Annotated in this window: 26 protein-coding genes and 1 riboswitch; of the genes, 13 read left to right on the forward strand and 13 right to left on the reverse strand. The window is 73.8% G+C overall.

Annotated features, from left to right (window positions below; genetic code table 11):
• Nucleotides 1–7: 7 nt before the first annotated feature.
• Nucleotides 8–802, reverse strand: coding sequence for a glycosyltransferase family 2 protein (locus FM110_RS05625; protein ID WP_234991944.1), 795 nt, complete (start codon nucleotides 800–802; stop codon nucleotides 8–10).
• 69 nt (nucleotides 803–871) lie between these two features.
• Between FM110_RS05625 and FM110_RS05630 the strand changes: the two genes are divergently transcribed.
• Nucleotides 872–1,798, forward strand: a complete 927-nt coding sequence (locus FM110_RS05630; RefSeq protein WP_234991945.1) for an ABC transporter permease — start codon at nucleotides 872–874, stop codon at nucleotides 1,796–1,798.
• A complete protein-coding gene (locus tag FM110_RS05635; RefSeq protein ID WP_087103436.1) occupies nucleotides 1,791–2,651 on the forward strand; it encodes an ABC transporter ATP-binding protein in 861 nt (286 codons plus the stop codon). The genes FM110_RS05630 and FM110_RS05635 overlap by 8 nt, the downstream gene beginning before the upstream one ends.
• Nucleotides 2,652–2,659: 8 nt before the next feature.
• Here the strand turns inward: FM110_RS05635 and FM110_RS05640 are convergent, their stop codons facing one another.
• The 7 genes from FM110_RS05640 to FM110_RS05670 form a co-directional block, all read right to left on the reverse strand.
• Complete coding sequence (locus tag FM110_RS05640) at nucleotides 2,660–3,433, reverse strand: acyltransferase (protein ID WP_327230471.1); 774 nt, start codon at nucleotides 3,431–3,433, stop codon at nucleotides 2,660–2,662.
• A 105-nt stretch (nucleotides 3,434–3,538) separates the two neighbouring features.
• The gene (gene purE, locus FM110_RS05645) at nucleotides 3,539–4,072 is read right to left on the reverse strand and encodes a 5-(carboxyamino)imidazole ribonucleotide mutase (RefSeq protein WP_087103440.1); all 534 of its coding nucleotides are present in this window, start codon (nucleotides 4,070–4,072) and stop codon (nucleotides 3,539–3,541) included.
• Entirely contained in the window at nucleotides 4,069–5,358 is a 1,290-nt protein-coding gene (locus FM110_RS05650; protein ID WP_407641029.1) for a 5-(carboxyamino)imidazole ribonucleotide synthase, read from the reverse strand. Before FM110_RS05650 ends, purE begins: the two co-directional genes overlap by 4 nt.
• Before the next feature lie 29 nt (nucleotides 5,359–5,387).
• Nucleotides 5,388–6,866 carry an ATP-binding protein gene (locus tag FM110_RS05655; RefSeq protein ID WP_087103441.1) on the reverse strand — a complete coding sequence of 493 codons (1,479 nt, stop codon included), beginning with the start codon at nucleotides 6,864–6,866 and terminating at the stop codon, nucleotides 5,388–5,390.
• 3 nt (nucleotides 6,867–6,869) lie between these two features.
• Nucleotides 6,870–7,565: a response regulator transcription factor gene (locus FM110_RS05660; RefSeq protein WP_087103443.1), complete on the reverse strand. Its 696-nt coding sequence runs from the start codon at nucleotides 7,563–7,565 to the stop codon at nucleotides 6,870–6,872.
• Nucleotides 7,566–7,589: 24 nt separating this feature from the next.
• Nucleotides 7,590–8,897 (reverse strand): adenylate/guanylate cyclase domain-containing protein, encoded by a 1,308-nt coding sequence (locus FM110_RS05665; protein WP_087103445.1) that lies wholly within the window; start codon nucleotides 8,895–8,897, stop codon nucleotides 7,590–7,592.
• Nucleotides 8,898–8,899: 2 nt separating this feature from the next.
• Nucleotides 8,900–9,859 (reverse strand): biotin--[acetyl-CoA-carboxylase] ligase, encoded by a 960-nt coding sequence (locus FM110_RS05670; RefSeq protein WP_087103447.1) that lies wholly within the window; start codon nucleotides 9,857–9,859, stop codon nucleotides 8,900–8,902.
• A 145-nt stretch (nucleotides 9,860–10,004) separates the two neighbouring features.
• Here FM110_RS05670 and FM110_RS05675 point away from each other — a divergent pair, with 145 nt between their 5' ends.
• The 6 genes from FM110_RS05675 (at nucleotide 10,005) to thiD (ending at nucleotide 15,410) form a co-directional block, all read left to right on the forward strand.
• Nucleotides 10,005–11,594 carry an acyl-CoA carboxylase subunit beta gene (locus tag FM110_RS05675; RefSeq protein WP_087103449.1) on the forward strand — a complete coding sequence of 530 codons (1,590 nt, stop codon included), beginning with the start codon at nucleotides 10,005–10,007 and terminating at the stop codon, nucleotides 11,592–11,594.
• Nucleotides 11,591–11,920 carry a hypothetical protein gene (locus FM110_RS05680; protein ID WP_234991946.1) on the forward strand — a complete coding sequence of 110 codons (330 nt, stop codon included), beginning with the start codon at nucleotides 11,591–11,593 and terminating at the stop codon, nucleotides 11,918–11,920. Before FM110_RS05675 ends, FM110_RS05680 begins: the two co-directional genes overlap by 4 nt.
• A gap of 19 nt (nucleotides 11,921–11,939) precedes the next feature.
• Nucleotides 11,940–12,031: riboswitch (TPP riboswitch) on the forward strand.
• A 274-nt stretch (nucleotides 12,032–12,305) separates the two neighbouring features.
• The gene (locus FM110_RS05685) at nucleotides 12,306–13,004 is read left to right on the forward strand and encodes a TenA family protein (protein ID WP_087103451.1); all 699 of its coding nucleotides are present in this window, start codon (nucleotides 12,306–12,308) and stop codon (nucleotides 13,002–13,004) included.
• A complete protein-coding gene (gene thiM, locus FM110_RS05690) occupies nucleotides 13,001–13,807 on the forward strand; it encodes a hydroxyethylthiazole kinase (RefSeq protein WP_087103453.1) in 807 nt (268 codons plus the stop codon). The genes FM110_RS05685 and thiM overlap by 4 nt, the downstream gene beginning before the upstream one ends.
• On the forward strand, nucleotides 13,804–14,469 hold the full coding sequence (gene thiE / locus FM110_RS05695) for a thiamine phosphate synthase (RefSeq protein WP_087103455.1): 666 nt from the start codon (nucleotides 13,804–13,806) through the stop codon (nucleotides 14,467–14,469). The genes thiM and thiE overlap by 4 nt, the downstream gene beginning before the upstream one ends.
• Complete coding sequence (thiD, locus tag FM110_RS05700; RefSeq protein ID WP_087103457.1) at nucleotides 14,466–15,410, forward strand: bifunctional hydroxymethylpyrimidine kinase/phosphomethylpyrimidine kinase; 945 nt, start codon at nucleotides 14,466–14,468, stop codon at nucleotides 15,408–15,410. The genes thiE and thiD overlap by 4 nt, the downstream gene beginning before the upstream one ends.
• Before the next feature lie 32 nt (nucleotides 15,411–15,442).
• Here the strand turns inward: thiD and FM110_RS05705 are convergent, their stop codons facing one another.
• Together FM110_RS05705 and FM110_RS05710 are read right to left on the reverse strand one after the other, a co-directional pair.
• Nucleotides 15,443–16,069: a TetR/AcrR family transcriptional regulator C-terminal domain-containing protein gene (locus tag FM110_RS05705; RefSeq protein WP_087103459.1), complete on the reverse strand. Its 627-nt coding sequence runs from the start codon at nucleotides 16,067–16,069 to the stop codon at nucleotides 15,443–15,445.
• Entirely contained in the window at nucleotides 16,044–16,742 is a 699-nt protein-coding gene (locus FM110_RS05710; RefSeq protein WP_200810181.1) for a CPBP family intramembrane glutamic endopeptidase, read from the reverse strand. The genes FM110_RS05705 and FM110_RS05710 overlap by 26 nt, the downstream gene beginning before the upstream one ends.
• Before the next feature lie 437 nt (nucleotides 16,743–17,179).
• Between FM110_RS05710 and FM110_RS05715 the strand changes: the two genes are divergently transcribed.
• From FM110_RS05715 to FM110_RS05735, 5 genes are all read left to right on the forward strand, one after another.
• Nucleotides 17,180–18,874 (forward strand): DUF885 domain-containing protein, encoded by a 1,695-nt coding sequence (locus FM110_RS05715; RefSeq protein WP_087103461.1) that lies wholly within the window; start codon nucleotides 17,180–17,182, stop codon nucleotides 18,872–18,874.
• Nucleotides 18,871–19,617 carry a Maf family protein gene (locus tag FM110_RS05720; RefSeq protein ID WP_087103462.1) on the forward strand — a complete coding sequence of 249 codons (747 nt, stop codon included), beginning with the start codon at nucleotides 18,871–18,873 and terminating at the stop codon, nucleotides 19,615–19,617. The genes FM110_RS05715 and FM110_RS05720 overlap by 4 nt, the downstream gene beginning before the upstream one ends.
• Nucleotides 19,618–19,728: 111 nt before the next feature.
• Nucleotides 19,729–21,504, forward strand: a complete 1,776-nt coding sequence (locus FM110_RS05725; RefSeq protein ID WP_087103464.1) for an acetyl/propionyl/methylcrotonyl-CoA carboxylase subunit alpha — start codon at nucleotides 19,729–19,731, stop codon at nucleotides 21,502–21,504.
• A 186-nt stretch (nucleotides 21,505–21,690) separates the two neighbouring features.
• On the forward strand, nucleotides 21,691–22,608 hold the full coding sequence (locus FM110_RS05730; protein ID WP_087103466.1) for a purine-nucleoside phosphorylase: 918 nt from the start codon (nucleotides 21,691–21,693) through the stop codon (nucleotides 22,606–22,608).
• Nucleotides 22,605–24,437 (forward strand): phospho-sugar mutase, encoded by a 1,833-nt coding sequence (locus FM110_RS05735; protein WP_234991947.1) that lies wholly within the window; start codon nucleotides 22,605–22,607, stop codon nucleotides 24,435–24,437. Before FM110_RS05730 ends, FM110_RS05735 begins: the two co-directional genes overlap by 4 nt.
• Here the strand turns inward: FM110_RS05735 and FM110_RS05740 are convergent.
• From FM110_RS05740 to FM110_RS05750, 3 genes are all read right to left on the reverse strand, one after another.
• A complete protein-coding gene (locus FM110_RS05740; RefSeq protein ID WP_087103469.1) occupies nucleotides 24,412–25,536 on the reverse strand; it encodes a DUF2330 domain-containing protein in 1,125 nt (374 codons plus the stop codon). The genes FM110_RS05735 and FM110_RS05740 overlap by 26 nt on opposite strands.
• A 5-nt stretch (nucleotides 25,537–25,541) precedes the next feature.
• The gene (gene deoC, locus FM110_RS05745; protein WP_087103472.1) at nucleotides 25,542–26,189 is read right to left on the reverse strand and encodes a deoxyribose-phosphate aldolase; all 648 of its coding nucleotides are present in this window, start codon (nucleotides 26,187–26,189) and stop codon (nucleotides 25,542–25,544) included.
• 130 nt (nucleotides 26,190–26,319) lie between these two features.
• The coding region (locus FM110_RS05750; protein WP_234991948.1) for an integrase core domain-containing protein at nucleotides 26,320–26,751 on the reverse strand (432 nt) is incomplete at its 5' end.

The following is a 26,751-nucleotide window of genomic DNA, read 5'->3' on the forward strand; positions in this document are numbered from 1 at the left end:
CTCGAGCTCAGATCCGGCCCTTCCGCAGCGCGGCGAGGATCCCGGTGCCGAGGTGGACCGCGGCGCTCAGCGGGCCGAGCCCCTCCTGCCGCCGCAGCACCGCCCAGACGGCCCGGATCGCGCGCCACCGGTCCGAGGAGTGCGACCCGGTCTGCGCGGCGCGGTACAGCGCCAGCGGCTCGTCGATGCCCGCCGCGGGCCCGTGCTCGCGGACGATCCGCAGCCAGAGCGCCCAGTCCTCCGCGCCCGGCAGGTCGGGCATCGAGATGTCGCCGGTCACATCCCGGTCCACGACGGCTGTGAGGTTCCCGATGAGATTGCGCCGCAGCAGCGCCGCATGCGAGGCGCGCTCGGGGACGTGGACGACGCGCCCCTCGGGGACGAAGTCCTCGGCGGAGCCGGAGAAGTCCGCATCGACCCGGTGGTAGCCGCAGTACACGAGAGCCGCGCCTGTCGCGGCGGCGAGCGCCAGCTGCCGTTCGAGCTTCGCAGGCAGCCACAGGTCGTCGGCGTCGCAGAACGCGACGAACCGGCCGCGCGCCAGGGCGAGGGCCGTGTTGCGCGCCGCGGCGGGGCCGCCGCAGACCTCCCGGCGCACCAGGCGCACGCGGGGATCGCGCGCGCAGATGCCCTCCGCCAGAGCCGCGCTGGCGTCCGAGGAGGCGTCGTCGACGATCAGCAGCTCGAGATCGGTGAACGACTGATCGAGTACACTCGCGACCGACCGATCGAGGGTCCGTGCGCCGTTGAAGACCGGCATCACCACTGTCACCGACGGGGTCGCTTCCCTGGAGGCGTTCACACCGACCGATCCTACCGATGCCGCGGGACCGAACTGCCCGTCGGGCCGTCCGGCTGGAGGAACACGAACTTGTCACAGAACATCGCGGCGGAGCCGCTGGCACCGCGCATCTCATCGGCGGAGGCCGAGGCGCTCGCAGCCCGCTCGGGATTGGAGCAGATGGGGGTCCGGCCCCCGCTGCGGCGCTACATCGCGCAGGTCTGGGAGCGCCGCTCGTTCATCTGGAACCTGTCCGCGTCGCGGGCCTACTCCCGCAACCAGGGGTCCTACCTCGGTCAGGCCTGGGCCGTGCTGCGCCCCATGCTGGATGCGGCCGTGTACGTGGTGATCTTCGGGTTCCTCTTCCACTCGAGCGCCCCGGGCATCGACAACCGCGCGGCCTTCATCACCATCGGCACCTTCACCTACACCCTGTTCCAGACCTCGGTGATGTCCGGCCTGAACTCGATCCCGAGCAACATCGAGCTCATCCGCTCCCACAGGTTCCCCCGGGCCGTGGTGCCGCTCGCGACCGTCATGACGGAGACCGTGCTGTTCGGGCCGATCCTGGTGGCGATGGTCGTCATCGTCATGATCACCGGCCTGCTCCCGGGCATGGGCGCGGTCTGGCCCACCTGGTCCTGGCTGACCCTGCCCTTCGCCGCGTTCCTGCTCGCCGTCTTCTCCTCGGGTCTGGCGATGTTCTTCGCCCGGGTGGGCGCGCGCGCCCCGGACATCGCCAACGCGATGCCGTTCATCCTCACGCTGGGCCGCTACGCCTCGGGCGGCATGTTCATGATCTCCGCGGTCGTCCCGGACCATCTCTGGTTCAAGCCGGTGCTCCTGCACCAGCCGGTCGCGATCTTCCTCGAGCTCTTCCGCGCCGCCTTCGGCAACGAGAGCCTCATCCCCATGACACCGGGTCTGTGGATCGAGGCCACCGCCTGGGCGGTGGCCAGCTTCGCGATCGGGTTCCTGTACTTCTGGCGCGCAGAGGAGACCTACGGCCGTGACTGAGAACATCGATGTCGAGGTCGACGAGTCCAATCTCCCCCGACGCGTCGAGCGCAGGCCCATCGGGGCCCCGTCCGTGATCGTGGACGACCTCCACATCACCTATCGGGTGTTCGGTGCGCGACGCGGCGGCACGACGCAGGACCGCAAGTCGCTGTGGGACCGGGCCGTGAGCCTCGGCCGTCCCGACACCGGCCCCATCACCCACGTCCCGGCGGTGCGCGGCGTCTCGTTCGTGGCGCACCACGGCGAGTCCATCGGGATCCTCGGCACGAACGGCTCGGGGAAGTCGACCCTCCTGCGGGCGGTCGCCGGGCTGCTGCCCCCGACCTCGGGCCGCGTCTTCACGTCGGCGGAGCCGGAGCTGCTCGGCGTCAACGCCGCGCTGCTGCCGCGCCTGACCGGCGAGCGGAACATCATCATCGGCGGCCTCGCGCTGGGTCTGAACGCGAAGGAGGTGCGCCGCAGCGTCCCCGACGTGGCCGACTTCGCCGAGCTCGGCGACTTCCTCTACCTGCCGATGAGCTCGTACTCCTCGGGCATGGCCTCGCGCCTGCGCTTCGCGATCTCGACCATCCGCTCCCCCGAGATCCTCATGATCGACGAGGCCCTGGCCACCGGCGACGCCTCGTTCCGCAAGAAGTCGATGGCGCGCATCGAGCAGATCCGCGACAAGGCCGGAACCGTGTTCTTCGTGTCCCACTCGCTGGCCTCGGTGCGGGCGATGTGCACGCGGGCGCTGTGGATCGACAAGGGCGTCCTCGTGGCCGACGGCGACGTCGATGAGGTCGCCGATGCCTATCACGCCTACGTCGAGGGCCGCACCGATGCGTCCTCCGGAGCGAAGCTGAGCTGAGGGCCGGCTCAGCGCCGGGACGACGACCTGTCGTGGTGGCGGTCCGAGGCCCGGGCCGCCAGGCGGTCGACGAACTCCCGGGCGCTCTGGGCGCGCCCGGTCGTCGACGGCGTCGTCTCGTCCTCCTCGGCGGGGAGGATCTCGTCCTCCTCGTCCCGAGGGTTCGTGGTCGCGCGCGTCGCGTCCTGAGCACGCGAGAGGCCGCCGCTGATCTCATCGGCGACATACCAGTCGCCGGTCACGGGGCAGACCCAGGCATCCGAGCCGTCCGCGGCGGGCTGCAGGGGCTGCCCGGCCCTCCCCACCCAGGCGATGCGGCGGGCGGGGACGCCGTCCACCAGAGCATGCGGCGGCACATCCTCGGTGACGACGGCACCGGCGGCGACCATCGCCCACGCTCCGATGCGCACCGGCGCCACGCAGACGGCGCGCGCCCCGATCGACGCGCCCTCGTCGCAGGTCACCCCCGCCGAGACCCGGTCCCGCACCGTCCGGGGGCTGAGGTCGGGGTCGACGGCGCGCGGGAAGCGGTCGTCGGCGAGCACGACGGCCGGGCCGATGAGCACGCCGTCGGCGAGCACCGCGGGCTCCCGCACGAGCGCGAGGTCCTGCACCACGCACCCGTCGCCCATCACGACGCCGGAGCCGATGCCGGCGCCGCGCCCGACGGTGCAGTCGCGGCCCAGACGGGCACCCGCCCCGATCTGCGCGTCGCGCTGGACGGTGCTGCCCGCGCCGATCACGGCGTCGGCACCGACGTCCGCGCTGTCGGCGATGCTCACGCCAGTGCGGTCCTCGGAAGCGGACGGGGACGGGAACGCCCCGTCATGGCTGCGGCTCGGGTCGTCGTGCATGAGCCCGACCCTACCGCGCCGGGCCCTGCCTGCTCAGAGGGACGAGCGCAGCGACTCGCCCTTGCGGATCGCGGTGCGGCGCAGGTCCGCCTGGAAGCGCACCATCTTCTCGCGCAGGGCGAGCGAGGCCTCGTCGGTGCCCGCGGCGAGCATCCGCACGGCCAGCAGGCCCGCATTGCGGGCGCCGCCGATCGAGACCGTCGCGACGGGCACGCCCGCGGGCATCTGGACGATCGAGAGCAGGGAGTCCATGCCGTCGAGGTGCTTGAGGGGCACGGGCACGCCGATCACGGGCAGCGGGGTGACGGCGGCGATCATGCCGGGCAGGTGGGCGGCGCCGCCCGCGCCGGCGATGACGACGCGGATCCCGCGGTCGGCCGCGGCGCGGCCCCAGGCGATCATGTCCTCGGGCATGCGGTGGGCCGAGACGACGTCGACCTCGATGCCGATGCCGAAGTCGCCGAGGACGTCGGCGGCGTCCCGCATCACGGAGAAGTCGGAGTCGGAGCCCATGACGATGCCCACGGCGGGGGCGGTCGACGGGTCCTGGGGGTCGGTGACGGTCATGCCGCGCTCCTGGGGTCGGTGGGGTCCTGCGGTGCAGTGCGAGGTCGAGGTGCCGTGCCGCTCTCCGGGCCGGCGGTCTCGTCCGGTGCTCCGGCGGCGTCCGCGCGGCCGATGATCAGGCGCTCGGCGCGGTGGGCACGGGCGCGGACGTCCTCGAGGTCGTCCCCCGCGACGGTCACGTGCCCGACCTTGCGGCCCGGACGGACGGACTTGCCGTAGAGGTGGACCTTCACCCCGGCGTCGGCCTCCATCGCGGCGGCGGCCCCCGCGGCGAGGTCCTCGCTCGCGCCGCCCAGCAGGTTGACCATCACGGTCCACGGGGCCTTCGGCGACGGGTCGCCCAGCGCGCGGGAGGCGACGGCCCGCAGGTGCTGCTCGAACTGGCCGGTGACGGCGCCGTCCATGCTCCAGTGCCCCGTGTTGTGGGGGCGCATGGCGAGCTCGTTGACCAGGACGCGGCCGTCGACGGTCTCGAACAGCTCGACGGCGAGCATCCCGACCACGCCCAGGTCCTCGGCGATCGCGCGGGCGAGGCCCTGGATCTCCTGCTGGCGCTCCTCGTCGAGGCCGGGGGCCGGGGCGATGACCTCGAAGCAGATGCTGTCGCGCTGGGTGGACTGCACGACGGGGTAGGCCGCGCTCGCGCCGTCGGGGCGCCGCGCCACCTGCGCGGACAGCTCGCGGCGGAAGTCCACGAGCTCCTCGACGAGGAGCGCGCCGTCGGCACCGAGGTCCGCGATCCAGTCGCTCGCGTCCGCGGCGGTCTCGACGATGCGCACGCCGTGGCCGTCGTAGCCGCCGCGCGGCGTCTTGACGACGGCGCGGCCGCCCGCGGCGGCGATCGCCGCGTCCAGCTCGGCGGCGTCGCGCACCTCCCACCAGCGGGGGCAGGGGTGGCCGAGCCGCGTGAGGCGATCGCGCATGACGAGCTTGTCCTGGGCGTGGACGAGGGCGGCGCTGCCCGGGCGCACGGCGGACAGGGCGTCGTCCTCGATGCCGTGCAGAATCTCCTGGGGCACGTGCTCGTGGTCGAAGGTGAGCGCGTCGCAGCGCTCGGCCAGCGCGCGCACCGCCGCGGGGTCGTCGTGGCGCCCGAGCAGCGTGTCGGCGCTCACCCGGGCGGCGCTCTCCGTCTCGGCGGTCGCGAGGACCACGAGCGGGAGGTCGAGCTCGATCGCGGCGGGGATCATCATGCGGGCCAGCTGGCCGCCGCCGACGACGCCGATCGAGCGCACGCAGGCGGGATCCGCGGCGACGGGGACGGGGGCGGTGTCAGGGGACGTCACGGAGGCGAGTCTAGGCGGCCGCGGCGGCCTCACGCCGTCGGGTCCGTGCCGTCGCCGCTCTGGCCGTCGGGGCTCGGGCCGTCACCTCTCGGGCCGTCGCCGCTCTGGCCATCGCCGCTCTGGCCGTCACCTCTCGGGCCGTCGCTCTGGCGGCCACGCCCGCGGGCCGGGCGCCGGCGCGGCAGGACCGCGCCCTGCTCGACGGGAGCGGCGGGCGGCGGCTCGGGGAACGCCCCCTCCTGCGCCTCGTCGCCCGGGGCGGAGATGAGGAACACCCCGAAGGTCGCGGGGCGCTCGGCGAGGAGCTCGAGGCGCCCGCCGTCGTCCTCCACGAGAGTGCGCGCGAGGGCGAGCCCCACACCCGTTCCCTTCGAGCGCGGCCCCGAGACGGCGCGCTCGAACACGCGCTTGCCGAGCGCGGGGTCGATGCCCGCGCCCTGGTCCGAGACCTCGATGACCGTGGAGCGCTCGTTGCGCCGCACCTTGACCTGCGTGCGGCCGCCGCCGTGGGCGAGGGAGTTCTCGATGAGGGTCGCCACGACCTGCGTGAGCGGCCCCACGCTGCCCCAGACGGCGGCGGTGCGCGGTACCTGGATCGTGAGCTCGCGCTGCGCGGCGCGGAAGGCGGGCGACCACTCCTCGCTCTGCTGGGTGAGCACCTGGCGCAGCTCCACGACGCCGGGCGTGCGGCGCTGGGAGGAGCGGGGGGCGTTGATGAGGTCGTGGACCACGGAGGTGAGGCGGTCGATCTGCTCGAGCGAGATGCGGGCCTCCTCGCGCACCCACTCCTCCGAGCTGGTCGCGAGGATCTCGTCGAGCCGCATCGACAGGGCGGTCAGCGGCGTGCGCAGCTGATGGGAGGCATCGGAAGCGAGCGCGCTCTCGGCCTCGAGACGCTCGTTGAGCATGGCGCCCGAGCTCGCGAGCTGCTCGGCGACGGTGTCGATCTCCGCGATCCCGCTGGCCTCCCAGGGCGCGCGGGCGCGGCCGGTGCCGAGGGCCTCGGCGCGGCGCGTGAGTCGCGCCAGCGGTGCCGAGATCCGCTGGGCCTGCCACAGCGCGACGGAGACGGAGATGGACAGCGCCGCCAGGCCCGCGACGATGATCAGCACCCAGGCGCTCGCGGTCTGGGAGCGCACCTCGGACTGAGGGATCTGGACCTCGACCGTCTCATTGTGCAGACCCGTGCCGGAGACCGTCAGCGGGTGCTCCCCCGCCTCCGCGCCAGCCGCGACGGGCGCCTGCCCGGCGACCTGGACGACCACCCGGAAGCGCTGGCCGGAGAAGGACGGGGACTCGACGATCTCCTGCAGCATGGCCTCGTCCACAGGCTGGCCCTGGGACAGGCGCTCGTCGACCGCGACGATCGTGTGGCGGTGGATGTCGATGGCGGCCGCGTTGAGGTCGCTGCGGACCACCAGCAGCCAGGACACGGCCAGCGGGATGCCGAGCATGAGGACGGCGAGCAGGACCGTGATGATCGTCGCCTGGAGGATCCTCTGGCGCACGGCTCAGCTCTCGGAGCCGGTCTCGAACCGGAAGCCCACCCCTCGGACCGTCGTGATGCGACGCGGGCTCGTGGCGTCGTCGCCGAGCTTGCGGCGCAGCCAGGAGATGTGCATGTCGAGCGTCTTGGTGGAGCCCCACCACTCGGCGCCCCACACCTCGCGCATGAGGTCGTCGCGCGTGACGACGCTGCCGGCCTCGCGCACGAGCACGGTCAGCAGGTCGTACTCCTTGGCCGAGAGGCTGATCTCCTCGCCGTCGACGTAGGCGCGGCGGGCCGAGACGTCCATGCTGACGCCGTTGACGTCGAAGCTGTCCGAGGACTCCTCGACGCTCTGCGCGCGCCGCAGCAGGGCCCGGATGCGGGCCTGCAGCTCGCCGAGGCGGAAGGGCTTGGTGACGTAGTCATCGGCCCCGGCGTCGAGGCCCACCACGGCGTCGACCTCATCGGCCCGCGCGGTGAGGATCAGCACGGGCGCCTCGAGACCGCCCTTGCGCAGGCGCCGGCACACCTCGAGCCCGTCGAGGTCGGGCAGGCCGAGGTCGAGGATCACGAAGTCGATCGGATCCCCCGCGGAGGCGAGCGCGAGCGCGTCCATACCCCGGGAGGCCCGGGAGACCTCGTAGCCCTCGCGCCCGAGAGCCCGGGACAGCGGCTCGGCGATCGCGGAATCGTCCTCGACGAGAAGTAGTCGTGTCACACCGGCATCCTAGACGCCCGCGACTCAGAGCCCCAGCGACAGCGGAGCCGCATCCCCGCGGCCGAGCTTGACCGCCTCGACGTCGCCGATCCCGTGCAGTTCGTGCACGGAGCGGGCGAGCTCGACGAAGGAGCCGGGCAGCGCCGCCTCGATCGCCCGCTGCGTATCGGCATCGACCACCACGGCTCCGGGCTCGGCGACGCCCTCGAGGCGGGCCGCGAGGTTGACGGTGGGCCCGAAGACATCCCCGTAGCGTGAGAACATCGAGCCCCAGGCGAGGCCGACGCGCACGTCCGGCAGGCCGGGCTCGGCGGCGATCGCCTCGGACAGGCTCAGCGCGATCTGGGCACCGTCCTCCGGCGTGTCCGCCAGGAACATGATCTCGTCGCCCACGGTCTTGACCACTCGCCCTCCGCCGACGGAGACGATGTCGCGGCAGATCGCCTCGAAGTCCCCGATGACGTGCGCGAGCTCGGAGCCGCTGAGCGACTGCGACAGCCGCGTGAACTGGACCAGGTCCGCGAAGCCGACCGCCCGCTGCAGGGGGAACAGCTCATCGGGGTCCTGCTCGGTCGCGGCCATGTGCAGCACCTCGGAGCCGGCGCGCGCCGCGTAGGCCGCGAGCCGGCGGCGGAAGACGTACAGAGTCTGGTCCTCGAAGACCTCGAGGAACCGCGGGATCTGCTCGAGCATGTGCTGGCGGGCCTGGGCGTCGGTCATGCCCTGAGCGGCCTTCGCCTCGTCCACGAGGGCCTCCGTCAGCCACATCGCGAGGCGCCCCATGTGGTAGCCGAGCCCGCGGGAGAGCGTCGCGAAGGTGCGCTCGGAGATCTCGCCGTCCTCGACGAGCGCCGCGAGGTCGCCGATCGCGTCGGCGTCGTCCTCGGTGAACACGATCGTGTCGGGATCGACGGCGGTGAAGCCCATGGAGCGCCAGTAGACGGCGGTGAGGCGCTCGGGCACGCCCTGCTCCTCGGCGAGCTCGCGGCGCGAGTAGTGGCGCGGGCCCTGCAGGAGCACCTTCTCGAGGGCGCCGATCGCCCGGCGCACCTCGGCGAAGCGGCGGTTGAGCTCGAGCGCGGCGTCCCCGTCGATGCCCTCGGCATCGCTCCCGTCGTCGCTGCGCCCCTCGGCATCGCTCCCGTCGTCGCTGCGCCCCTCGGCATCGCTCCCGTCAGCGCCGCTCCCGTCGACGTGATCGCCCTCGTCGGGCGCGGGGGGCGTCGGCTCGTCGTCCGTCACGGATCCGTCCGCCGTCACGTCCACCACCGTCGCGTCCTCGATCACCGCGTCGTCCACTGTCGCCTCGTCCACGGTCCGCCCGTCGTCCATCCTCAGTCGTCCTGTCCCGATGCGAGCCCGCGGGCCGCATCGTCGTCCGCGGCGCGGACATGCTCGACATCGCCGATGTCGAGGCGGTGGGTGGCCCCCGCGTCGTCCCGGACGATCAGGCGCCCGCGATCGTCGATGCCGACGGCCGTCCCCTGCACGGCAGGCCGCGAGCCCGCGCCCGTGACCCGGACGCGGCGCGACACTGTGATGCACGTCTCACCATAGTGCTCGGCCTGGCCGCTGGCCACCGCATCGCCGTGCGCGGCCTCGAGCCGCCGCAGCTGCCCGACGATCCCCCGGGCGAGCTCGGCGGCCAGCGCCGAGCCCATCCCCCGGGCCTCCTCGGGGCCCATCCCCAGCACCTCCGAGAGGGCGCACGCGCCGGGCATCACCTCGCCGTCGTCGGTCCGGACCGGGCCGGCCAGGTTCAGCCCTACCCCCAGGATCACCGCGCCGTCGGCGGTCGCCTCGGCGAGGATCCCGGCGAGCTTGCGGCCGCGGGCGTCATGCACGTCGTTGGGCCACTTCAGCCCCAAAGGCCCCGCATCCTCGCACCCGGCATCGCCGGGCCCCGCATCGTCGCGCCCGGCCTCGTCGGCATCGGGCGCCCCCGGTCGTCGGGCGAGCGCCTCGCGCCGCAGACACTCGAGGACCTCGACCACGGCGAGGCCCGCGACGAGGGGGAGCCAGGTGCGCGCGGCGGGCTCGAGCGCCGTGGGATGGGCGACGCTGAGGGCCAGCCCCTGCCCCAGCGGGCTCGACCAGCTGCGTCCGAGCCGCCCCCGGCCCGCGCTCTGCTCGGTCGTCGCGACCGCGAGCGGGGCTCGCAGCCCGCCCGCGAGCAGCGCGCGGACCTCGTCCTGCGTGGAACCGGCCCGGTCCCGCCACACCACGGGCACCGCCGCCTCCGCCGGGCGGGGGGAGTCGGCCCCGCGGGCGGCGCGGGATGCGGGGCGGGGCATGGCGGGTCCTCTCGTCAGCGGGGTGCGGGTGCCGGTCGGACGGTGGCGACGGGCCCCGGTAGCGTAGTATCCCGATGTTCCAGGCAGGCACTCCGGACACCCCGTGCAGGGCTCTCGGCGAGGGTGCGGAGACGAAGGAGACCCAGTGACCGACGCCCCCCGGGCCCAGACCACGGCTCAGCGACTGCAGGATCTCCGCGATCGGGAGCAGCGCGCCGTCGCCGCGGCCGCCGAGGTCGCCGTCGAGAAGCAGCATGCGCGCGGCAAGAAGACGGCCCGCGAACGCATCGCCGACCTCCTGGACGACGGCTCGTTCGTCGAGACCGACCGCTTCGTCCAGCACCAGTCCCACGCCTTCGGCATGGAGCGGCGCCGCCCCGAGGGCGACGGCATCGTCACCGGCTACGGCACGATCGACGGCCGCCAGGTGTGCGTGTACTCCCAGGACTTCACCGTCTTCGGCGGCTCCCTCGGCGAGGCCCACGGGCGCAAGATTCAGAAGATCCAGGACCTCGCGCTGTCGACCGGGGTCCCGATCATCGGGATCCTCGACGGCGGCGGCGCCCGCATCCAGGAGGGCGTCGCCTCGCTCGCCGCCTTTGCCGGGATGATGCGCCGCAACACGCGCGCCTCCGGCGTGATCCCCCAGATCTCCCTCGTCATGGGGCCGGCCGCAGGCGGCGCCGTCTACTCCCCCGCGCTCACCGACATGATCGTGATGGTGGAGAAGACCTCCCACATGTTCATCACGGGCCCGGACGTGATCCGCACCGTCACCGGCGAGGACGTCGGCTTCGAGGAGCTCGGCGGGGCCCGCGCCCACTCGACGCGCTCGGGCGTGGCCCACTTCATGGCGCCCGACGAGGGCGAGGCCATCGAGTACGTCAAGGACGTCCTGTCCTACCTGCCCGCCAACACCCTGTCCCCGGCCCCGGTGTACCCGGCACCGTCCGTCGAGCCGGGCGCGCCCGAGGACGCGGCGCTCGACGCGCTCATCCCGGACTCGCCCAATCAGCCCTACGACATGACCGAGGTGCTGCGGGCCGTCCTCGACGACGGCGAGTTCCTCGAGGTCCAGCCGCTGTTCGCCCCGAACATCCTGATCGGCTTCGGCCGCGTCGAGGGCCACAGCGTCGGCATCGTCGCCAACCAGCCCTCCCATGTGGCCGGCACGCTCGACATCGACGCCTCCGAGAAGGCGGCGCGGTTCGTGCGCCTGTGCGACGCCTTCAACATCCCGGTGCTGACCCTCGTCGACACGCCCGGCTTCCTGCCCGGCACGGACCAGGAGTTCGGCGGGATCATCCGCCGCGGCGCCAAGCTGCTGTACGCCTACGCCGAGGCCACCGTCCCGCTCGTCACGCTCATCACCCGCAAGGCCTACGGCGGGGCGTACATCGTCATGGGCTCGAAGGACCTGGGCGCGGACATCAACCTCGCCTGGCCCACCGCGCAGATCGCCGTGATGGGCGCCCAGGGCGCCGTCAACATCCTCCACCGCCAGACGCTGCGCGCGGCCAAGGAGGTCGGCGAGGACGTCGAGGCGGAGCGCGCACGGCTCCAGACCGAGTTCGAGGAGCGCTTTGCGACCCCGTACACGGCGGCCGAGCGCGGGTGGATCGACGGCGTCATCGCCCCGCACGAGACGCGCGAGCAGATCGCCCGGGCCCTGCGGATCCTGCGCACCAAGCGCGACGCGCTCCCGGCCAAGAAGCACGGGAACATCCCGCTGTGAGCGGCGCAGGGCTCCCGTCGGCCGAGGGATCCGAGCTCGGGGCGAGCACGGCCTCCGACGCGCAGGCCGCGGCGGAGATCGAGGCGTCGGCACGCCCCGAGGTCCGGCTCGAGGCGGGACGCCTGTCGGACCACGAGCTGGCGGCCGTGAGCGTCGCGCTGGCCGCGATCAACGCCGCGAGCCGCGCCCAGGCCGATGAGCGCGCCCTCCTCGAGGGCACGAGCGCCGACGCCTCGGGCTGGTCGGACGCGGTGCACCGCCTGTCGCGGATGCACGCCGCCCGGGTGCACGCCACGGCATCGGCCTGGCAGTTCTCCCACCGCTGACGTCCCTGCGATAGGGTCGACGGCAGACACGGGGTGCCCCGCCGGGGCTGAGATCACACCCGCGAACCTGCTCGAGCTCGTACTCGCGAAGGGATGTCGACCTGATGACGCCGCCCGCTCCTGCGCCGTGACCTGAGGTCGCGGCGCGCTCGACCCTGCCCGGGTCGTGCCGTCGCACCGTCGCGCACGGGAACGCAGTCGCGCTCGGGATCGTGCTCCGTCCCTCGACGCTCCTCGGGCGGTCCGGGGGCTCCCTCGGCATCGTCGCCTCGCGTCCGCGGACGCCGCAGCCGCTGCGTCCGCCCGCCGCGCACGAGATGAGGAGAATCGATCCGATGCCCCCTTCCTTCACCGACCGCCTGCTCTCGCCGGACGGAGCGCAGCGATGACGCTCTTCGACGACCTCACCCGGGCCATCGGATCGCAGTGGACGGACTACACCGAGCACGAGTTCGTGCGGCGCCTCGGCGAGGGCGCGCTCCCCCTCCCCGCATTCCAGGACTACCTGGTCCAGGACTACCTGTTCCTAATCCAGTTCGCCCGCGCCAACGCGCTGGCGGCCTTCAAGAGCACGAGCCTGGCCGACCTCGAGCAGGCCGCCGCCGGCCTGTCCGCGATCCTCCACGAGACGGGGCTGCATCGCCGTCTCACGGCCGGCTGGGGCATCGCCCCCGAGCAGCTGGACGCGGCCCGCGAGAAGCAGGGGACCGTCGCCTACACCCGCTTCGTGCTCGACTGCGGCATGTCCGGCGACCTGCTGGACCTGCAGGTCGCCCTGGCCCCGTGCACGATGGGCTACGCCGAGATCGGGCGCGCCCTGGCCCCGGCGCTCGAGGCCGACCCCCGCCACCCGTATCGCGACTGGATCGCCGAGTACGCGGACGAGGGGTTCCAGGCGACCGCGCGCGCCGCGATCCGGCGCCTCGACGAGCTGGGGGCCGACGGCATCGGCCCGCGGCGCTTCGCCCGCCTCGCCGAGATCTTCGGTGCCGCCTCGCGCCTCGAGGCCGATTTCTGGCAGCAGGCGCTCAATGCCGCGGCGCCGAGCGCGCCCGCCGACCCTTCCCAGAAGGAGACCGCATGACCCCCGCACCGTTCGACATCGCCGCCGCGATCGCGCAGATGGACGCCGTCCGCACCCGTCAGCCGCTCGTGCAGTGCCTGACCAACAGCGTCACCGTCGGCTTCGTCGCCAACGTCCTGCTCGCCGCCGGGGCGACCCCCGCGATGGTCGACAGCGCCGGCGAGTCCGAGGTCTTCGCCCGCGAGGCCGCCGACGCGGTGCTCGTCAACCTCGGCACGCCGCACCCGGCCAAGTGCGAGGGGATCCGGGCCATCGGGTTCTCCGCGCCGTCGATGCCGCCCTGGGTGCTGGACCCGGTGGCCGTGGGAGCGCTGCCCGTGCGCACCGAGCTGGCGCATGCGCTGGTCGCCGCCGGCCCGTCCATGATCCGCGGCAACGCCTCGGAGATCGCGGCGCTCGCGGGCACCGGGACGGGCGGCCGCGGCGTCGACTCCGTGCTCGGCCCCGACGACGTCGTCGACGCCGCCCGCACGCTGGCCTCCCGCACCGGCGGGGCCGTCGCGGTCTCCGGCGAGGTCGATCTCGTGACCGACGGCGAGACCGTGGTGCGGATCGCCAACGGCCATCCCCTGTTCACCGCGGTCACGGGCGGCGGCTGCGCGCTGGGCGCCGTCACCGCGGCCTACGCGGCGGTGGCCCCCTCCCCGCTGATCGGGGCCGCGGCGGCCGCGACGGTCTACGCCATCGCCGGGGAGAAGGCGGCCGCTCGCTCCGCGGGTCCGGGGAGCTTCGCCGTCGAGCTGCTGGACGCGCTGCATGCGCTGACGCCCGCGGACATCGCCCAGAAGGCGGTGATCTCGTGAGCACCGTCCCTCCCCTGGACCTGTCCGTCTACCTCGTCGCGGATGCGGGCGTGTGCGAGGCCGTGGGCGCCGATCTGCCCGACGTCGCCGCGCGCGCCGTCGCGGGCGGGGCGACCGCGGTGCAGCTGCGGGCCAAGGACCTCGGAGGCGGGGCCTTCACCGAGCTCGCCGCGGCGGTGTCCCGGGCCCTGCCTTCGAGCGTCCCCCTGCTGATCAACGACCGGGTCGACGTCGCCCTCACGCTGCGCGCCCGCGGCCTGGCCTGCGCCGGCGTCCATCTGGGCCAGAGCGATCTGCCGGTCGACGATGCGCGGGCGCTGCTGGGAGCCGACGCGATCATCGGGCTCAGCGCGGCCCTGCCGGAGCAGATCCGGGCGGCGGCGGACTCCCCGGCCCGCGTGGACTACATCGGCATCGGTCCCCTGCACTCGACGGCCACGAAGCCCGACGCTCCCGCGGGCATCGGCATGCCCACCGTCCTCGAGCGCGCCCGGGCCAGCGCCCTGCCCGCCGTCGCCATCGGCGGCGTGACCGCCGCGGACATGCCCGCCCTGCGCGCCGGCGGGCTGGTCGGCGGCGCCGTCGTGTCCTGCATCTGCGCCGACGACGACCCGGAGGCCGCCGCGCGGCGCCTCGCCGATGCCTGGAAGGAGACCCCATGACCACCGCCGTCCCCTCTCCCCGCGAGGGCCTCGCTCCCCGCGAGGATTCCGACCGCCGCGAGGAGCTCGGCCGCCGCGAGGATCTCCACCACCCCGGGGACTCGCCGTCGGCAGGCGGCCCCGCTGTGCCGCCGCGCGTGCTGTCGATCGCGGGCACCGATCCGACCGGAGGCGCCGGGATCCAGGCCGATCTGAAGGCGATCGCGGCCTGCGGCGGCTACGGCATGGCCGTGGTCACCGCCCTCGTGGCCCAGAACACCCGCGGCGTGCGCAGCGTGCACGTCCCGCCCACATCCTTCCTGCGCGAGCAGCTGGACGCGGTCGGCGAGGACGTCGCGATCGACGCCGTGAAGACGGGGATGCTCTTCGACGCGGAGATCATCGCCGAGGTCTCCGACTTCCTGGAGCGGACGCGCCCGCCGATCGTGGTGATGGATCCCGTCATGGTCGCCACGAGCGGCGATCGCCTGCTGCGCCCGGAGGCGGAGCAGGGGATGCGCGAGCTCCTCGAGCGCGTGGACCTGGTCACGCCCAATGTGCCCGAGCTCGCCGTGCTGCTGGACGAGGCCCCGGCGCGCGGATGGGAGGAGCTCATCGGGCAGGCTCAGCGCCTGGCCGCCGCCTCCGGGACGCTCGTCCTCGCCAAGGGCGGGCACCTGACGGAGGACGCGGTGCAGGACGCCCTGGTGGATGCGGACGGCGTGCGCCGCGTCGTGTCCTCGCCGCGGCTCTCGGGCGCGACCACGCACGGGACGGGGTGCTCGCTGTCCGCCGCGATGGCGACGCTGCGCGTGCGACACGGCGGATGGGAGCGCGCCCTCGAGGAGGCCAAGCCCTGGCTGGCCGGGGCGATCGCGGAGGGCGAGCACCTTGATGTCGGCGGCGGCACCGGACCCGTCTCGCACTTCTGGGCGCTGTGGGAGGCGGCGGGCATCCACTGAGGGCGGAGAGCTCGGCTCGGGCCCCAGGTGCCTCAGCGGCCCCAGCCGGCGATGAGGGCCCGGAGCCCTTCTGCGAACTCGCAATCGGGAGCCCAGTCGTAGCCGTCGGCGAGCGCGCGGGCCAGGTGCGGGAGTCCGGCCGCGTCGAGGCGCTCCCGGGCGGCGCGGGGATCCGTGCCCTCGGCGTCGGTCGGGTCGCGTAGCTCGCCGAGAACCTTGCCGGTGGTGTAGGCGACAGTGATGTCCAGCAGGCGCATCGCCTCGGCGGGGTCGAGGCCCCCGGCCACGAGCGCGGCGACGGTCCGCTCGGCGAGCGCGAGCTGCGCGGGCGTCGCGACGGGGCGCGTGGCCACGAGCACGGCTGCGGCGGGCCGACGGAGGAGGGCTGCGCGCAGGCCCCGGCTCACGCGCGCGATCTCCTCGCGCCAGGACGGCGAGGGAGTATCCGATGAGGTGGCGGCCTCGGCCCAGACGGTCTCGGCGATCGCGTCGAGGAGGGCGCCGCGGCCGGGCACGTACCGGTAGACGGTCATGGGGTCGACGCCCAGGCGGGCGCCGAGGCGGCGCATGGTCAGCGCCTCGAGGCCGTCCTCGTCCAGCAGGGCGAGGGCGGCCTCGAGGACGGCGGCGCGATCAGTGCTGGGTCGTCGTGGGCTCATGGTGCCGGGCCTTCCGCGGAGCGGGCCGTGCGAGGAACAGGGCCCGATCCTTCCACAGCACCGCGGCGCACAGCGCAGCGAGGACGGCGGTCTGGATGATCTTGGTGCCCGGGTCCGTGCGCAGCACCTCGTTGCCGAAGTTGGCGGCGAGGTGGAAGAGGACGGCGATGCCGATGCAGCGGCCCGAGCGCATGTAGACCCAGTTCATGAGCAGGACGAACGCGAAGATTGAGACGACGAAGTTGAGCCCGGTCGCCCAGTCCTCGTCGACCACCTCCGCCTGGTAGTAGCCGCGGATGCCCGCGAGCGGCGCGTGCCAGGCGACCCAGAAGACCCCGAAGACGATCGAGGTGCGCAGCAGGGACCAGCGCGTGAGCAGGGCGCCGGTGCCGTAGGAGTGCCAGGCGAGCTCCTCGAGGACCGCGGCCCCGGCGAGCACGAACCACGCCGGCAGGAGCCCGGAGCTGAAGCTGAAGCCGCCGCGCGGGAGGAACTGCGCGGCATCCCCGCCCAGCAGGACGGAGATCGCGGTCGCGACGAGCAGGGAGCCGGGCAGCAGGGCGACGGCCGCCGGGAGCATCCACCACGGCGTCGAGCGCCCGGGCAGGAGACGGGCGGCGACGTCGCGCCGCAGATCTGCCCGGCGCAGCACGAAGACGGCGGCGATGACCACCGGGGCGAGGAGCCCGGCGACGCCGAGGGCGCGACGGCGCCCTGCAGCGCGTCGGCGTCGGGGCGGTGCGAGAGACGTCCGGCGCCCAGCCACAGGGCCCAGGGGATGGCGATCGCGAGGACGTAGAAGAGCCAGGGGCGCCCGTAGGCCCGGCAGAGCTCGGGCGGCAGGAGCCGCGGCAGAGGCGGTGGGGCCGTGCGGGCGGAGGCGGCGGGGCGTGGGGCCGGGATGGTGCTCGCCGTGCGGACGGATGCGCTGCGGTGGCTGGGTGCGGGGCCGGAAACGGTGCGGGGGCGGGGTGCGGTCTCCATGGACACAGCGTATTTCTACGCCGTAGAGAAAAGGGAGGGGGTTATCCCCCGTCCTGGGCTCCGGATCCCCGCCGCGGTCCGCTCGCACGTCCCCGGGCGGACGGTCGGCGTCGATAGACTCCGACCATGTCCGAGCAGCCGCGCGCCCAGCGCACCCCCACCGCCCTCGATGCCCTCGCCGACGCCTACGTCGATGAGGTCGCCCGCCTCGATCCGTTCACCGCCACCGCGATCGGCGCGGCGGGCCACGATCACGAGGTCACCGACCTCTCCCCCGCCGGCGAGGATGCCCGCACCGAGGCCGCCCGCCGCGTGCTCGCGCAGATCGAGCGCTCCGCGGACGCCGACGAGGTCGATGCCGTGACCCGCGCCGCGATGACCGAGCGCCTGGGCCTGGACATCGCGCTCGACGAGGCCGGCATCACCCGCTCGCGCGTCAACAACATCGCCTCGAACCTGCAGGCGCAGGCGGTCTTCGATCTCATGGACGCCGAGACGACCGAGGACTGGGAGGTCATCGCCGAGCGCCTGTCGCGCATGCCCGCGGCCCTCGGCGGCTGGGGTGAGACCCTGCGCGCCTCCGCCGCGTCGGGCCACCTGTCCGCGGCCCGGCAGCTCGAGCTCGGCGCCGCCCAGGCCCGCGGCTACGCCGACCCCGACGGCGGCTACTTCGCCTCGCTCGTCGCCCGCGTCCCCGAGGACTCCCCGGTCCGCGGCGCCGTCGCCGCCGGGGCCGAGGCCGCCTCCCGGGCCTACCGCGAGATCGCCGACGTGCTCGACGAGCTGCGTCCCCAGGCGCCCGCGGCCGATGCCGTCGGCCGCGAGGCCTACCAGCTGTCCTCGCGTGTGTTCCTCGGCGAGGAGATCGACCTCGACGAGACCTACGCCTGGGGCGTCGAGGAGCTGCGCCGGATCATCGCCGAGCAGGAGCAGGTGGCCGCCCGCATCAACGACCGGTACCGCACCGGCGGCGGCACCGACGTCGCCGCCGCGCGCGAGGCCCTGAACGCGGACGCTGCGCGCACCCTGCACGGCACGGATGCGCTGCGGGCCTGGATGCAGGAGACCTCGGACCGTGCGGTCGCCGAGCTCGCGGGCACGCACTTCGACATCCCCGATCAGATCCGCCGCCTCGAGTGCTGCATCGCGACCACGGGCTCCGGCGGCATCTACTACACGCCGCCGAGCGAGGACCTCTCCCGCCCCGGCCGCATGTGGTGGGACGTCCCCGCCTCCACCACCGAGTTCCACACCTGGTCGGAGACCACGACCGTCTACCACGAGGGCGTTCCCGGCCACCACCTGCAGTGCGGCACCCAGACCCTCCAGGCGAGCACCCTCAACCGGTGGCGCGCGCTGCTGTGCTGGGTCTCCGGCCACGGCGAGGGCTGGGCCCTGTACGCCGAGCGGCTCATGGAGTCCCTCGGGCACCTCGACGACGACGGCGACCGCCTGGGGATGCTGGACGCCCAGCGGATGCGCGCCGGTCGCGTGGTCCTGGACATCGGCCTGCACAACGGCCTGCCGATGCCCGAGGGCGTCGTCGGCTCGGCCGGCGGGGAGTGGACGTACGAGAAGGCATGGGACTTCATGACCCCCAACTGGGGCATGGGCGAGGCCGAGCAGCGCTTCGAGCTGCACCGCTACCTCGGCTGGCCCGGTCAGGCGCCGTCCTACAAGCTGGGCCAGCGCGTCTGGGAGGAGCTGCGCGACGCGCAGACCAGCGCGGGCGATGCGGCGAGCGTGCGCGATTTCCACCGCCGCGCCCTCGAGCTCGGCTCCCTGCCCCTGTCGGTGCTGCGGACGGCGCTGGCCCAATGAGCGCGCAGTCCGCGCCCGGCGCCGACCGCCTCCAGGACGCTCCCGCGGACGCCCCCGCCGACGTCGAGAGCGAACCCGCCACCGAGGAGGGCTTTGAGCCGCTGCTGCTGCTGGCCTCCGCCTCCGCGGGCCGCCGCGCGACGCTCGAGCGCGCGGGCATCGCCTTCACCGCCCATCCCGTCGACCTCGACGAGGAGGGCGTGCTGGCAGCCGCCCGCGCCGAGGGCGAGCTGAGCACGGCCGACGCCGTGCTGCTGCTGGCCCGCGCGAAGGCGGAGGCGGCGCTCGCGACCAGCGACGGCGGCTACGTCGTGCTCGGCTGCGACTCGATGCTCGAGCTCGACGGCGAGGACTTCGGCAAGCCGCACACGCCCGAGCGGGCGATCGAGCGGTGGCGCAGCCTGCGCGGGCGTACGGCGACGCTGCACTCGGGGCACTGGCTCCTGGATGATCGCGACGCCGAGGACGGCGGCACGGGCGCCACCCTCGGGGCGACGGCGAGCTGCGAGGTCACGTTCGCCGCCCTCGACGACGACGAGATCGAGGCCTACGTCGCGACCGGGGAGCCCCTGGGCGTCGCCGGCGCGTTCACGATCGACGGTCTCGGCGGCCCGTACATCACCTCTGTCCACGGCGACCCGCACGCGGTCGTCGGGCTGTCCCTGCCGCTGCTGCGCGAGCTGCTGCGGGAGATCGATGTCCCGATCGACGTTCTGTGGCGGCCGGAGGCCGCGGGGGCCTGACCGCGCACCGCAGGCTGATCGCGCACGGCCCGCACCGCCGCTATTAGACTGCGCGGATGCGCCCGCCGCGTCCTGCGCGGGCCCGCCGCCCCCTGGAAGGAACCCGTCTCCATGGCAGCACGCCAGAGCCCGCAGCGCCCCTTCTCCACGGTCCTCATCGCCAACCGCGGCGAGATCGCGGTGCGCATCGCGCGGGCGTGCCGGGACGCCGGTCTGCGGTCGGTGGCGGTGTACGCGGATCCGGACCGGACCGCGCTGCACACGACGATCGCCGATGAGGCCTACGCCCTGGGCGGCGCGACCGCGGCCAACTCGTACCTCGTGGTCGACAAGCTGCTGGACATCGCCCACCGCTCCGGTGCGGACGCAGTGCATCCGGGCTACGGCTTCCTATCCGAGCGCGCGGACTTCGCGCAGGCCGTGATCGACGCCGGGCTGGTGTGGATCGGGCCCTCGCCCGCGGCCATCGAGGCCCTCGGCGACAAGGTCTCCGCGCGCCACATCGCGCAGAAGGCCGGCGCCCCGCTCGTGGCGGGCACGAAGGACCCGGCCCGCGGCTCCGACGAGGTCGTCGCGTTCGCGCGCGAGCACGGACTGCCGATCGCGATCAAGGCGGCGTTCGGCGGCGGCGGCCGCGGCCTGAAGGTCGCCCGCGAGGAGTCCGAGGTCCGCGAGCTGTTCGACTCGGCGGTCCGCGAGGCCACGGCGGCGTTCGGCCGTGGCGAGTGCTTCGTCGAGCGCTACCTCGACTCGCCCCGGCACGTCGAGACCCAGTGCCTGGCCGATGCCCACGGGAACGTGCAGGTGGTCTCCACGCGCGACTGCTCGCTGCAGCGGCGCCACCAGAAGCTCGTCGAGGAGGCGCCGGCCCCGTTCCTCACCGACGCCCAGAACGCCCAGCTCGTGGCGTCCTCGAAGGCGATCCTCAAGGAGGCGGGGTACATCGGCGCCGGGACCTGCGAGTTCCTCGTGGGCCGCGACGGCACGATCTCGTTCCTCGAGGTGAATACGCGCCTGCAGGTGGAGCATCCGGTGACCGAGGAGGTCGCCGGCGTCGACCTCGTGCGCGAACAGCTGCGGATCGCCGCGGGCGAGCGCATCGAGGAGACCACGCCCGCGCCCCGCGGCCACAGCTTCGAGTTCCGCATCAACGGCGAGGACGCGGGCCGCGGCTTCATGCCCTCCCCCGGCCGCATCCGCCGCTTCGATCCGCCGCTGGGCCCGGGCGTGCGCGTGGACTCCGGCGTGCGCGCGGGCGACGAGATCTCCGGCGCCTTCGACTCGATGCTCGCCAAGCTGATCGTCACGGGCGCCACCCGCGCCGAGGCCCTCGAGCGCTCCCGCCGGGCGCTCGCCGAGTTCACGATCGAGGGCCTGCCGACGGTGCTGCCCTTCCACCGCCTGGTCGTCGAGGACCCGGCGTTCGCGCCGAAGGATCCGGACGAGCCCTTCGAGGTCCACACGCGGTGGATCGAGACCGAGTTCACCGGTGAGATCCCGCCCGCGCCGCTGCCCGGCGCGGTCTCCGAGCCCGAGGGCCGAGAGTCCGTGGTGCTCGAGGTCGACGGTCGCCGCGTCGAGGTGTCCCTGCCCGCGTCCCTGCGGGCACCGGAGGCCCCCGTGCGCCAGCGCCGCAAGCGCACGCACCGGCAGTCCGGCCCGGCCGCCGGCGGCGACGCGGTGACGGCGCCCATGCAGGGCACGATCGTCAAGGTCATGGCCGAGGAGGGCCAGACCGTGGCCGACGGGGACCTGCTGCTGGTGCTCGAGGCGATGAAGATGGAGCAGCCGATCACGGCGACCCGCTCGGGCGTCGTGACCGGGCTCGACGCCGAGGTCGGGGCCACGGTCTCCGCGGGCGCCGTGCTCTGCCGCATCGTCGACTGACCTCCCGCGCCGGGAACGCATGCGCGACCCGCATCACCCGTGGAACGGGCCGGATCACTCGCTGCGCGACCCGCATCACTTATCACGCGGGCCGGGCCGCTCGCCGCACGGGCCGCACCACGCGCTGCGCGGGCCCCGTCGCCGTGCCGTCCCCCTGGCGGGCCGTGCTCTCGGTACGCTTCGGGGATGACGCTTCCGCATGCCGCCGACTCCGCCTCGGCCTCCCCCACCGACCCCGCCGCCGCAGCCGGATCCCCCGCTGCCGCAGAGTCTCCCGCCGCCGCAGAACCCCCGGCTGTTCTGGCGCGCCGTGCCGCCGCCGCGATCGCACAGGCCAGCGGCGTCGCGTCCCACGACATCGCCCTCGTGCTGGGCTCGGGCTGGTCGGGCGCCGCCGACCTCCTGGGCGAGACCGTCTGGGAGGCGCCCGCGACCGAGATCCCGGGCTTCCGCCCGCCGGCCGTCGCGGGCCATGTCGGGATGATGCGCTCGATCCGCGTGGAGGCGACGGGCGCGCACGTGCTGGTCCTCGGGGCGCGCACCCACCTGTACGAGGGCGCGGGTGTGGATCCCGTGGTCCACGGGGTGCGGACGGCGAGCGCCGCGGGCTGCTCGACCATCGTGCTGACCAACGGCTGCGGGGGCATCGATCCGTCCTGGGGCCCGGGCACACCGGTGCTCATCTCCGACCAGATCAACTTCACGGGCGACACCCCGCTGCGGGGCGCGGACTTCGTGGATCTCACCGATGTGTACACGCCCGCGCTGCGCGAGCTGGCGCACGAGATCGACCCGTCGTTGCCCGAGGGCGTCTACATGCAGTTCCGCGGACCGTCCTACGAGACGCCGGCGGAGGTGCGCATGGCCCGCGCGGTCGGCGCGGACCTGGTGGGCATGTCCACGGCGCTCGAGGCCATCGCCGCCCGCGCCGAGGGCCTGGACGTGCTGGGCATCTCGCTCGTGACGAACTCGGCCGCCGGGATCAGCGCCTCGCCGCTGTCGCATGAGGAGGTCCTGCAGGCCGGACGCGACGCCGCGCCGCGCATCGGCCGCCTGCTGGCCGACATCGTCTCCCGCATCCCGGCGCAGGGGGCGCAGCGATGAGCGCCATGCGTCCTGACGGCACGACTCCCGACGGCACGACTCCCGACGGCACGACTCCTGACGGCACGACTCCTGACGCCGCCGCCGAGGGCACGGGCGCGCAGGGCCTGTCCGCCGCGCTGCGGGAGACGGCGCGCGCGTGGCTCGCCGATGATCCCGATCCCCGCACGGCCGCGCAGCTGGGCGCGCTGCTGGAGCGAGCGGACGCGGGAGACAGCGCCGCCCTCGCCGAGCTGACCGACGCTTTCGCCGGCCCCCTGCAGTTCGGGACCGCCGGGCTGCGCGGGGCCATGGGCCCCGGCAGCAACCGCATGAACCTCGCCGTCGTCTCCCGAGCGGCGCGCGGGATCGCCGATCATCTGCTGGACCTCCTGGGCGGCGCGGGCACGGACCAGGCGCCGCTCGTGGTGATCGGCCACGATGCCCGCCACAACTCGCGGGCCTTCGCCGAGGCGAGCGCGCAGATCATGACCGCGGCGGGCCTGCGGGTGCGCCTCACCGACGGCTTCTGCCCCACCCCGCTCATCGCGTACGCGACGCGGGCGCTGGACGCCGATGCCGGGATCGTCGTGACCGCCTCCCACAATCCGCCCGCGGACAACGGCTACAAGGTGTACCTGGGCGCCCGGGCGAGCGAGCCGGACGGCCGCGGCGTGCAGATCGTCCCGCCCTCGGACGCGCAGATCGCCGCCGCGATCGCGGCCGTCGGCCCGGTGCGGGAGATCCCGCGGGCCGAGTCCGGTTGGGAGGTGCTCGGCGCGGATCTGCGCGAGGCCTACCTCGATGCGATCTGCGCCCTGCCGCTGCCGGATGCCCCGCGCGAGGTGCGGATCGTGCACACGGCGATGCACGGGGTGGGGCACGACACGGCGATGGCGGCGCTGACCCGCGCGGGCTTCTCCGAGATCCACTCGGTGGCCAAGCAGGCGGACCCGGATCCGGACTTCCCCACGGTCGCCTTCCCCAATCCGGAGGAGAAGGGGGCGATCGATCTCGCGCTCGAGCTGGCGCGGACCGTCGAGGCGGACGTGGTGATCGCCAACGACCCGGACGCGGATCGCTGCGCGGCCGCCGTGCTCGACCCGCACCTGGGCGACTGGCGGATGCTCCGCGGGGACGAGCTGGGCGTGCTGCTGGGCCACCATCTGATCGCCGAGCACCGGTACACGGGCGTCATGGCGGCCTCGGTGGTCTCGAGCCGCTGGCTGGGGCGGATCGCACGCGATGCGGGGCGCGAGAGCGCGACCACGCTCACGGGCTTCAAGTGGATCGCCCGCACGCCGGGCATCGCCTTCGGCTACGAGGAGGCGATCGGCTACTGCGTGCTGCCGGACGTGGTGCGCGACAAGGACGGGCTCTCGACGGCGCTGCTGGTCGCGGAGATGGCCGCGCTCGCGAAGTCCCGGGGCACGAGCCTCGTGGGGATGCTGGACTCCCTCGCCCGCGAGCACGGCCTGCACGCGACCGATCAGCTGTCCGTGCGCGTCGAGGACCTCTCGCTGATCGGGCAGATGATGACGCGCCTGCGCCAGAGCCCGCCGGCGTCCCTCGCGGGCTCGGAGGTCACGACGGTGCAGGATCTCGCGCAGGGATCGGTCGAGACGACGGGCCTGCCGCCGACCGACGGCATGCTTCTCGCCTGCGCGGATGACGCGCGCGTGATCGTCCGGCCCTCGGGCACCGAGCCCAAGCTGAAGGCCTACATCGAGGTGATCGAGGCTGTCCCCGCGGGGGCGGACGAGGCCGCGATGGGCGCCGTCCGCGAGCGCGCGGCCGAGCACCTGGCCCGGATCGTCGCCGACGTCAGGAGCGCGCTCGGGGTCGCGTGAGGCGCACGATGACGAATGCGGCCGCAGCGGCCACCAGCAGGGCCGAGACGACGACGCCGCCGAGCACCAGCAGATAGCCGACGGGGATGCCCGCGACCGTGATCACCTCGGTGACCGTGTACGTGGGCACGAGCTCGGCGGCGCCGGGGTCGGGCTCGAAGACGAAGTCGGTGGTGATGGTCTCGGGCGCCGCGGTGACCACGAACTCGGTGACCATCGCCGGTCCCTCCTCGGGATCGTAGGTGGCCGTCGGGTCGTACCCGGTCATCTCCCGCAGCACCGGATCGGACCAGGTGTGGCCCTGCTCGTAGGGGTCGGCGACCCAGGGGCGCTCGGTGGTCTGCGAGCTCGCCGCGGCGTCGGTCCGCCGGTAGGCCTCGTCGCCGATGAGGAACAGGTGGATCATCTGGTCGTTCCCGGCGGCATGGGACATCCGCATGGGGTAGACGAGGGTCTCGGACGGGAAGTCGAGGCGCAGCGGGTCCATGCGCCCGGTGATCTCGACGCCGTCGGCCAGGCGCACGGCGGTGAAGGTCCAGCCGTCGGCCACGTAGGCGGGCAGCTCGGCGGCCACGGTGTCGGGCAGCGCGAAGCCGTTCTCGCCCAGCCAGGCGGTGACGCCGTCCACGGAGCCGTCGAGGACGGCGACCTCGACGTCCCCGATCCTGGCCTGCTGGTGGACGGTGACGCCCTGGGTGGCCCCCGGTGCCGCCGCGTCTCCCCCGGAGCCCGAGCCCGCCAGCAGCGATCCCCAGATGGTGTGCTCGACCTTCTCGCGGGGCGCGGTCGCCACGGCCATCTCGTCGAGCGTGTCGGCGCTGCCTGCGGTGACCGTCGGCACGCTGGGGGTGGGCATGATGATCGTCGTCCCGGCCGCGTCGAAGGCCACGTCGAGGCTCATGATCATGGTCTCGACGCCGTCGCGGTGCGAGAGCACGGCGGTCTCCTGCGTGACGACGGTGTCGACGCGCTGGTCGGCGGGGCTCGCGAAGGCCCCGGAGGCGCAGGCCGAGGCCGGGGCGATCCCGAGGACCGCCCACCACGGGCCCGCCAGCAGCAGGGCGAGCAGCAGCTGAATTCCCCTCCCCCGGCGGGCCATGAGCGTCAGCCTTCGAGCACCGCGCGGGTGCCGGACAGGCCCAGTCGGCTCGCGCCGGCGGCGACCATCGCCTCGGCGGCCTCGCGCGTGCGGATCCCGCCGGAGGCCTTGACGCCCAGGCGGTCGCCGACGGTCTCGCGCATGAGCGCGACGGCGTGCTCGCTGGCGCCGCCGGCGGGATGGAAGCCGGTGGAGGTCTTCACGAAGTCCGCGCCCGCGCTCTCGGCGGCGCGGCAGACGGCGACGATCTGCTCGTCGGTGAGCGCGGCGGACTCGATGATCACCTTGAGGACGCACGGGCTCGGAGCGGCCTCGCGGACGGCGCGGATATCGGCCTCGACGGCCTCGAAGGAGCCCTCGATGGCCGCGCCCACGTCGATGACCATGTCGACCTCGTCCGCACCCTTGGCGACGGAGTCGGCGGCCTCGGCGGCCTTGACGGCACTGACGTGCTTGCCCGAGGGGAAACCGCACACGGTCGCGACCTTCACCGTGGTCTCCACCGGCAGCATCGAGGGGGACACGCAGATCGAATAGGCGCCGAGGGCCTCGGCCTCGCGGGCGAGCGCTGCGACGTCGGCGTGCGTGGCCTCGGGCTTGAGCAGGGTGTGGTCGACCATCTGGGCCAGCTGTGCGTTCTCCATGTGCGTCATGGGGGCGATTCTTCCATGCAGGGGCGGACGGGGCTGGTGCAGCGTCCGTGGAGATCTGCCTCGTCCCGGTGATCACCATCTCCGATCCCGGCGCGGCGAGCTCCGCGCTGCGCGACCAGCCTGTCCCGCGTCAAGTAGTTGGCAGGATTTCCTTGGTTTTGAATGTCGGGGTGGTGGGGTCGGCCAGGCCCAGGTGCACCTCCTTGGGCCGGTTCCATGAGATGGCCTCGTGGGGCCGGAGCTCGTTGTACTCGATCCGGTAGTCCTCGGCCCGCTCGGCGAGCACGATCGCGTCGTCGATCTCGTCCAGGTAGAGCCGTTCGTACTTCAGCGTGCCGAAGCCGCGTTCACGGGACCCGTTCTGCCCCGGGGTCTTCACTCGGGTGCGCACGTGGTGTAGCTCGGGGTGGGCGGCGATGAAGGACTCGAAGCGGAAGGACCGGAACGGCCCGCCGTTGTCCGTCACGATGGTCACCACGGGCAACAGCTCACCGGTCTCGGGATGAGGCGCCCTGGGTTTCGTTCCGAGGTCAGGACGCAACGGGCGCTGAATCCTGATCGT

The organism is Brachybacterium nesterenkovii (assembly GCF_900163655.1).
Classification (GTDB): Bacteria; Actinomycetota; Actinomycetes; order Actinomycetales; family Dermabacteraceae; genus Brachybacterium; species Brachybacterium nesterenkovii.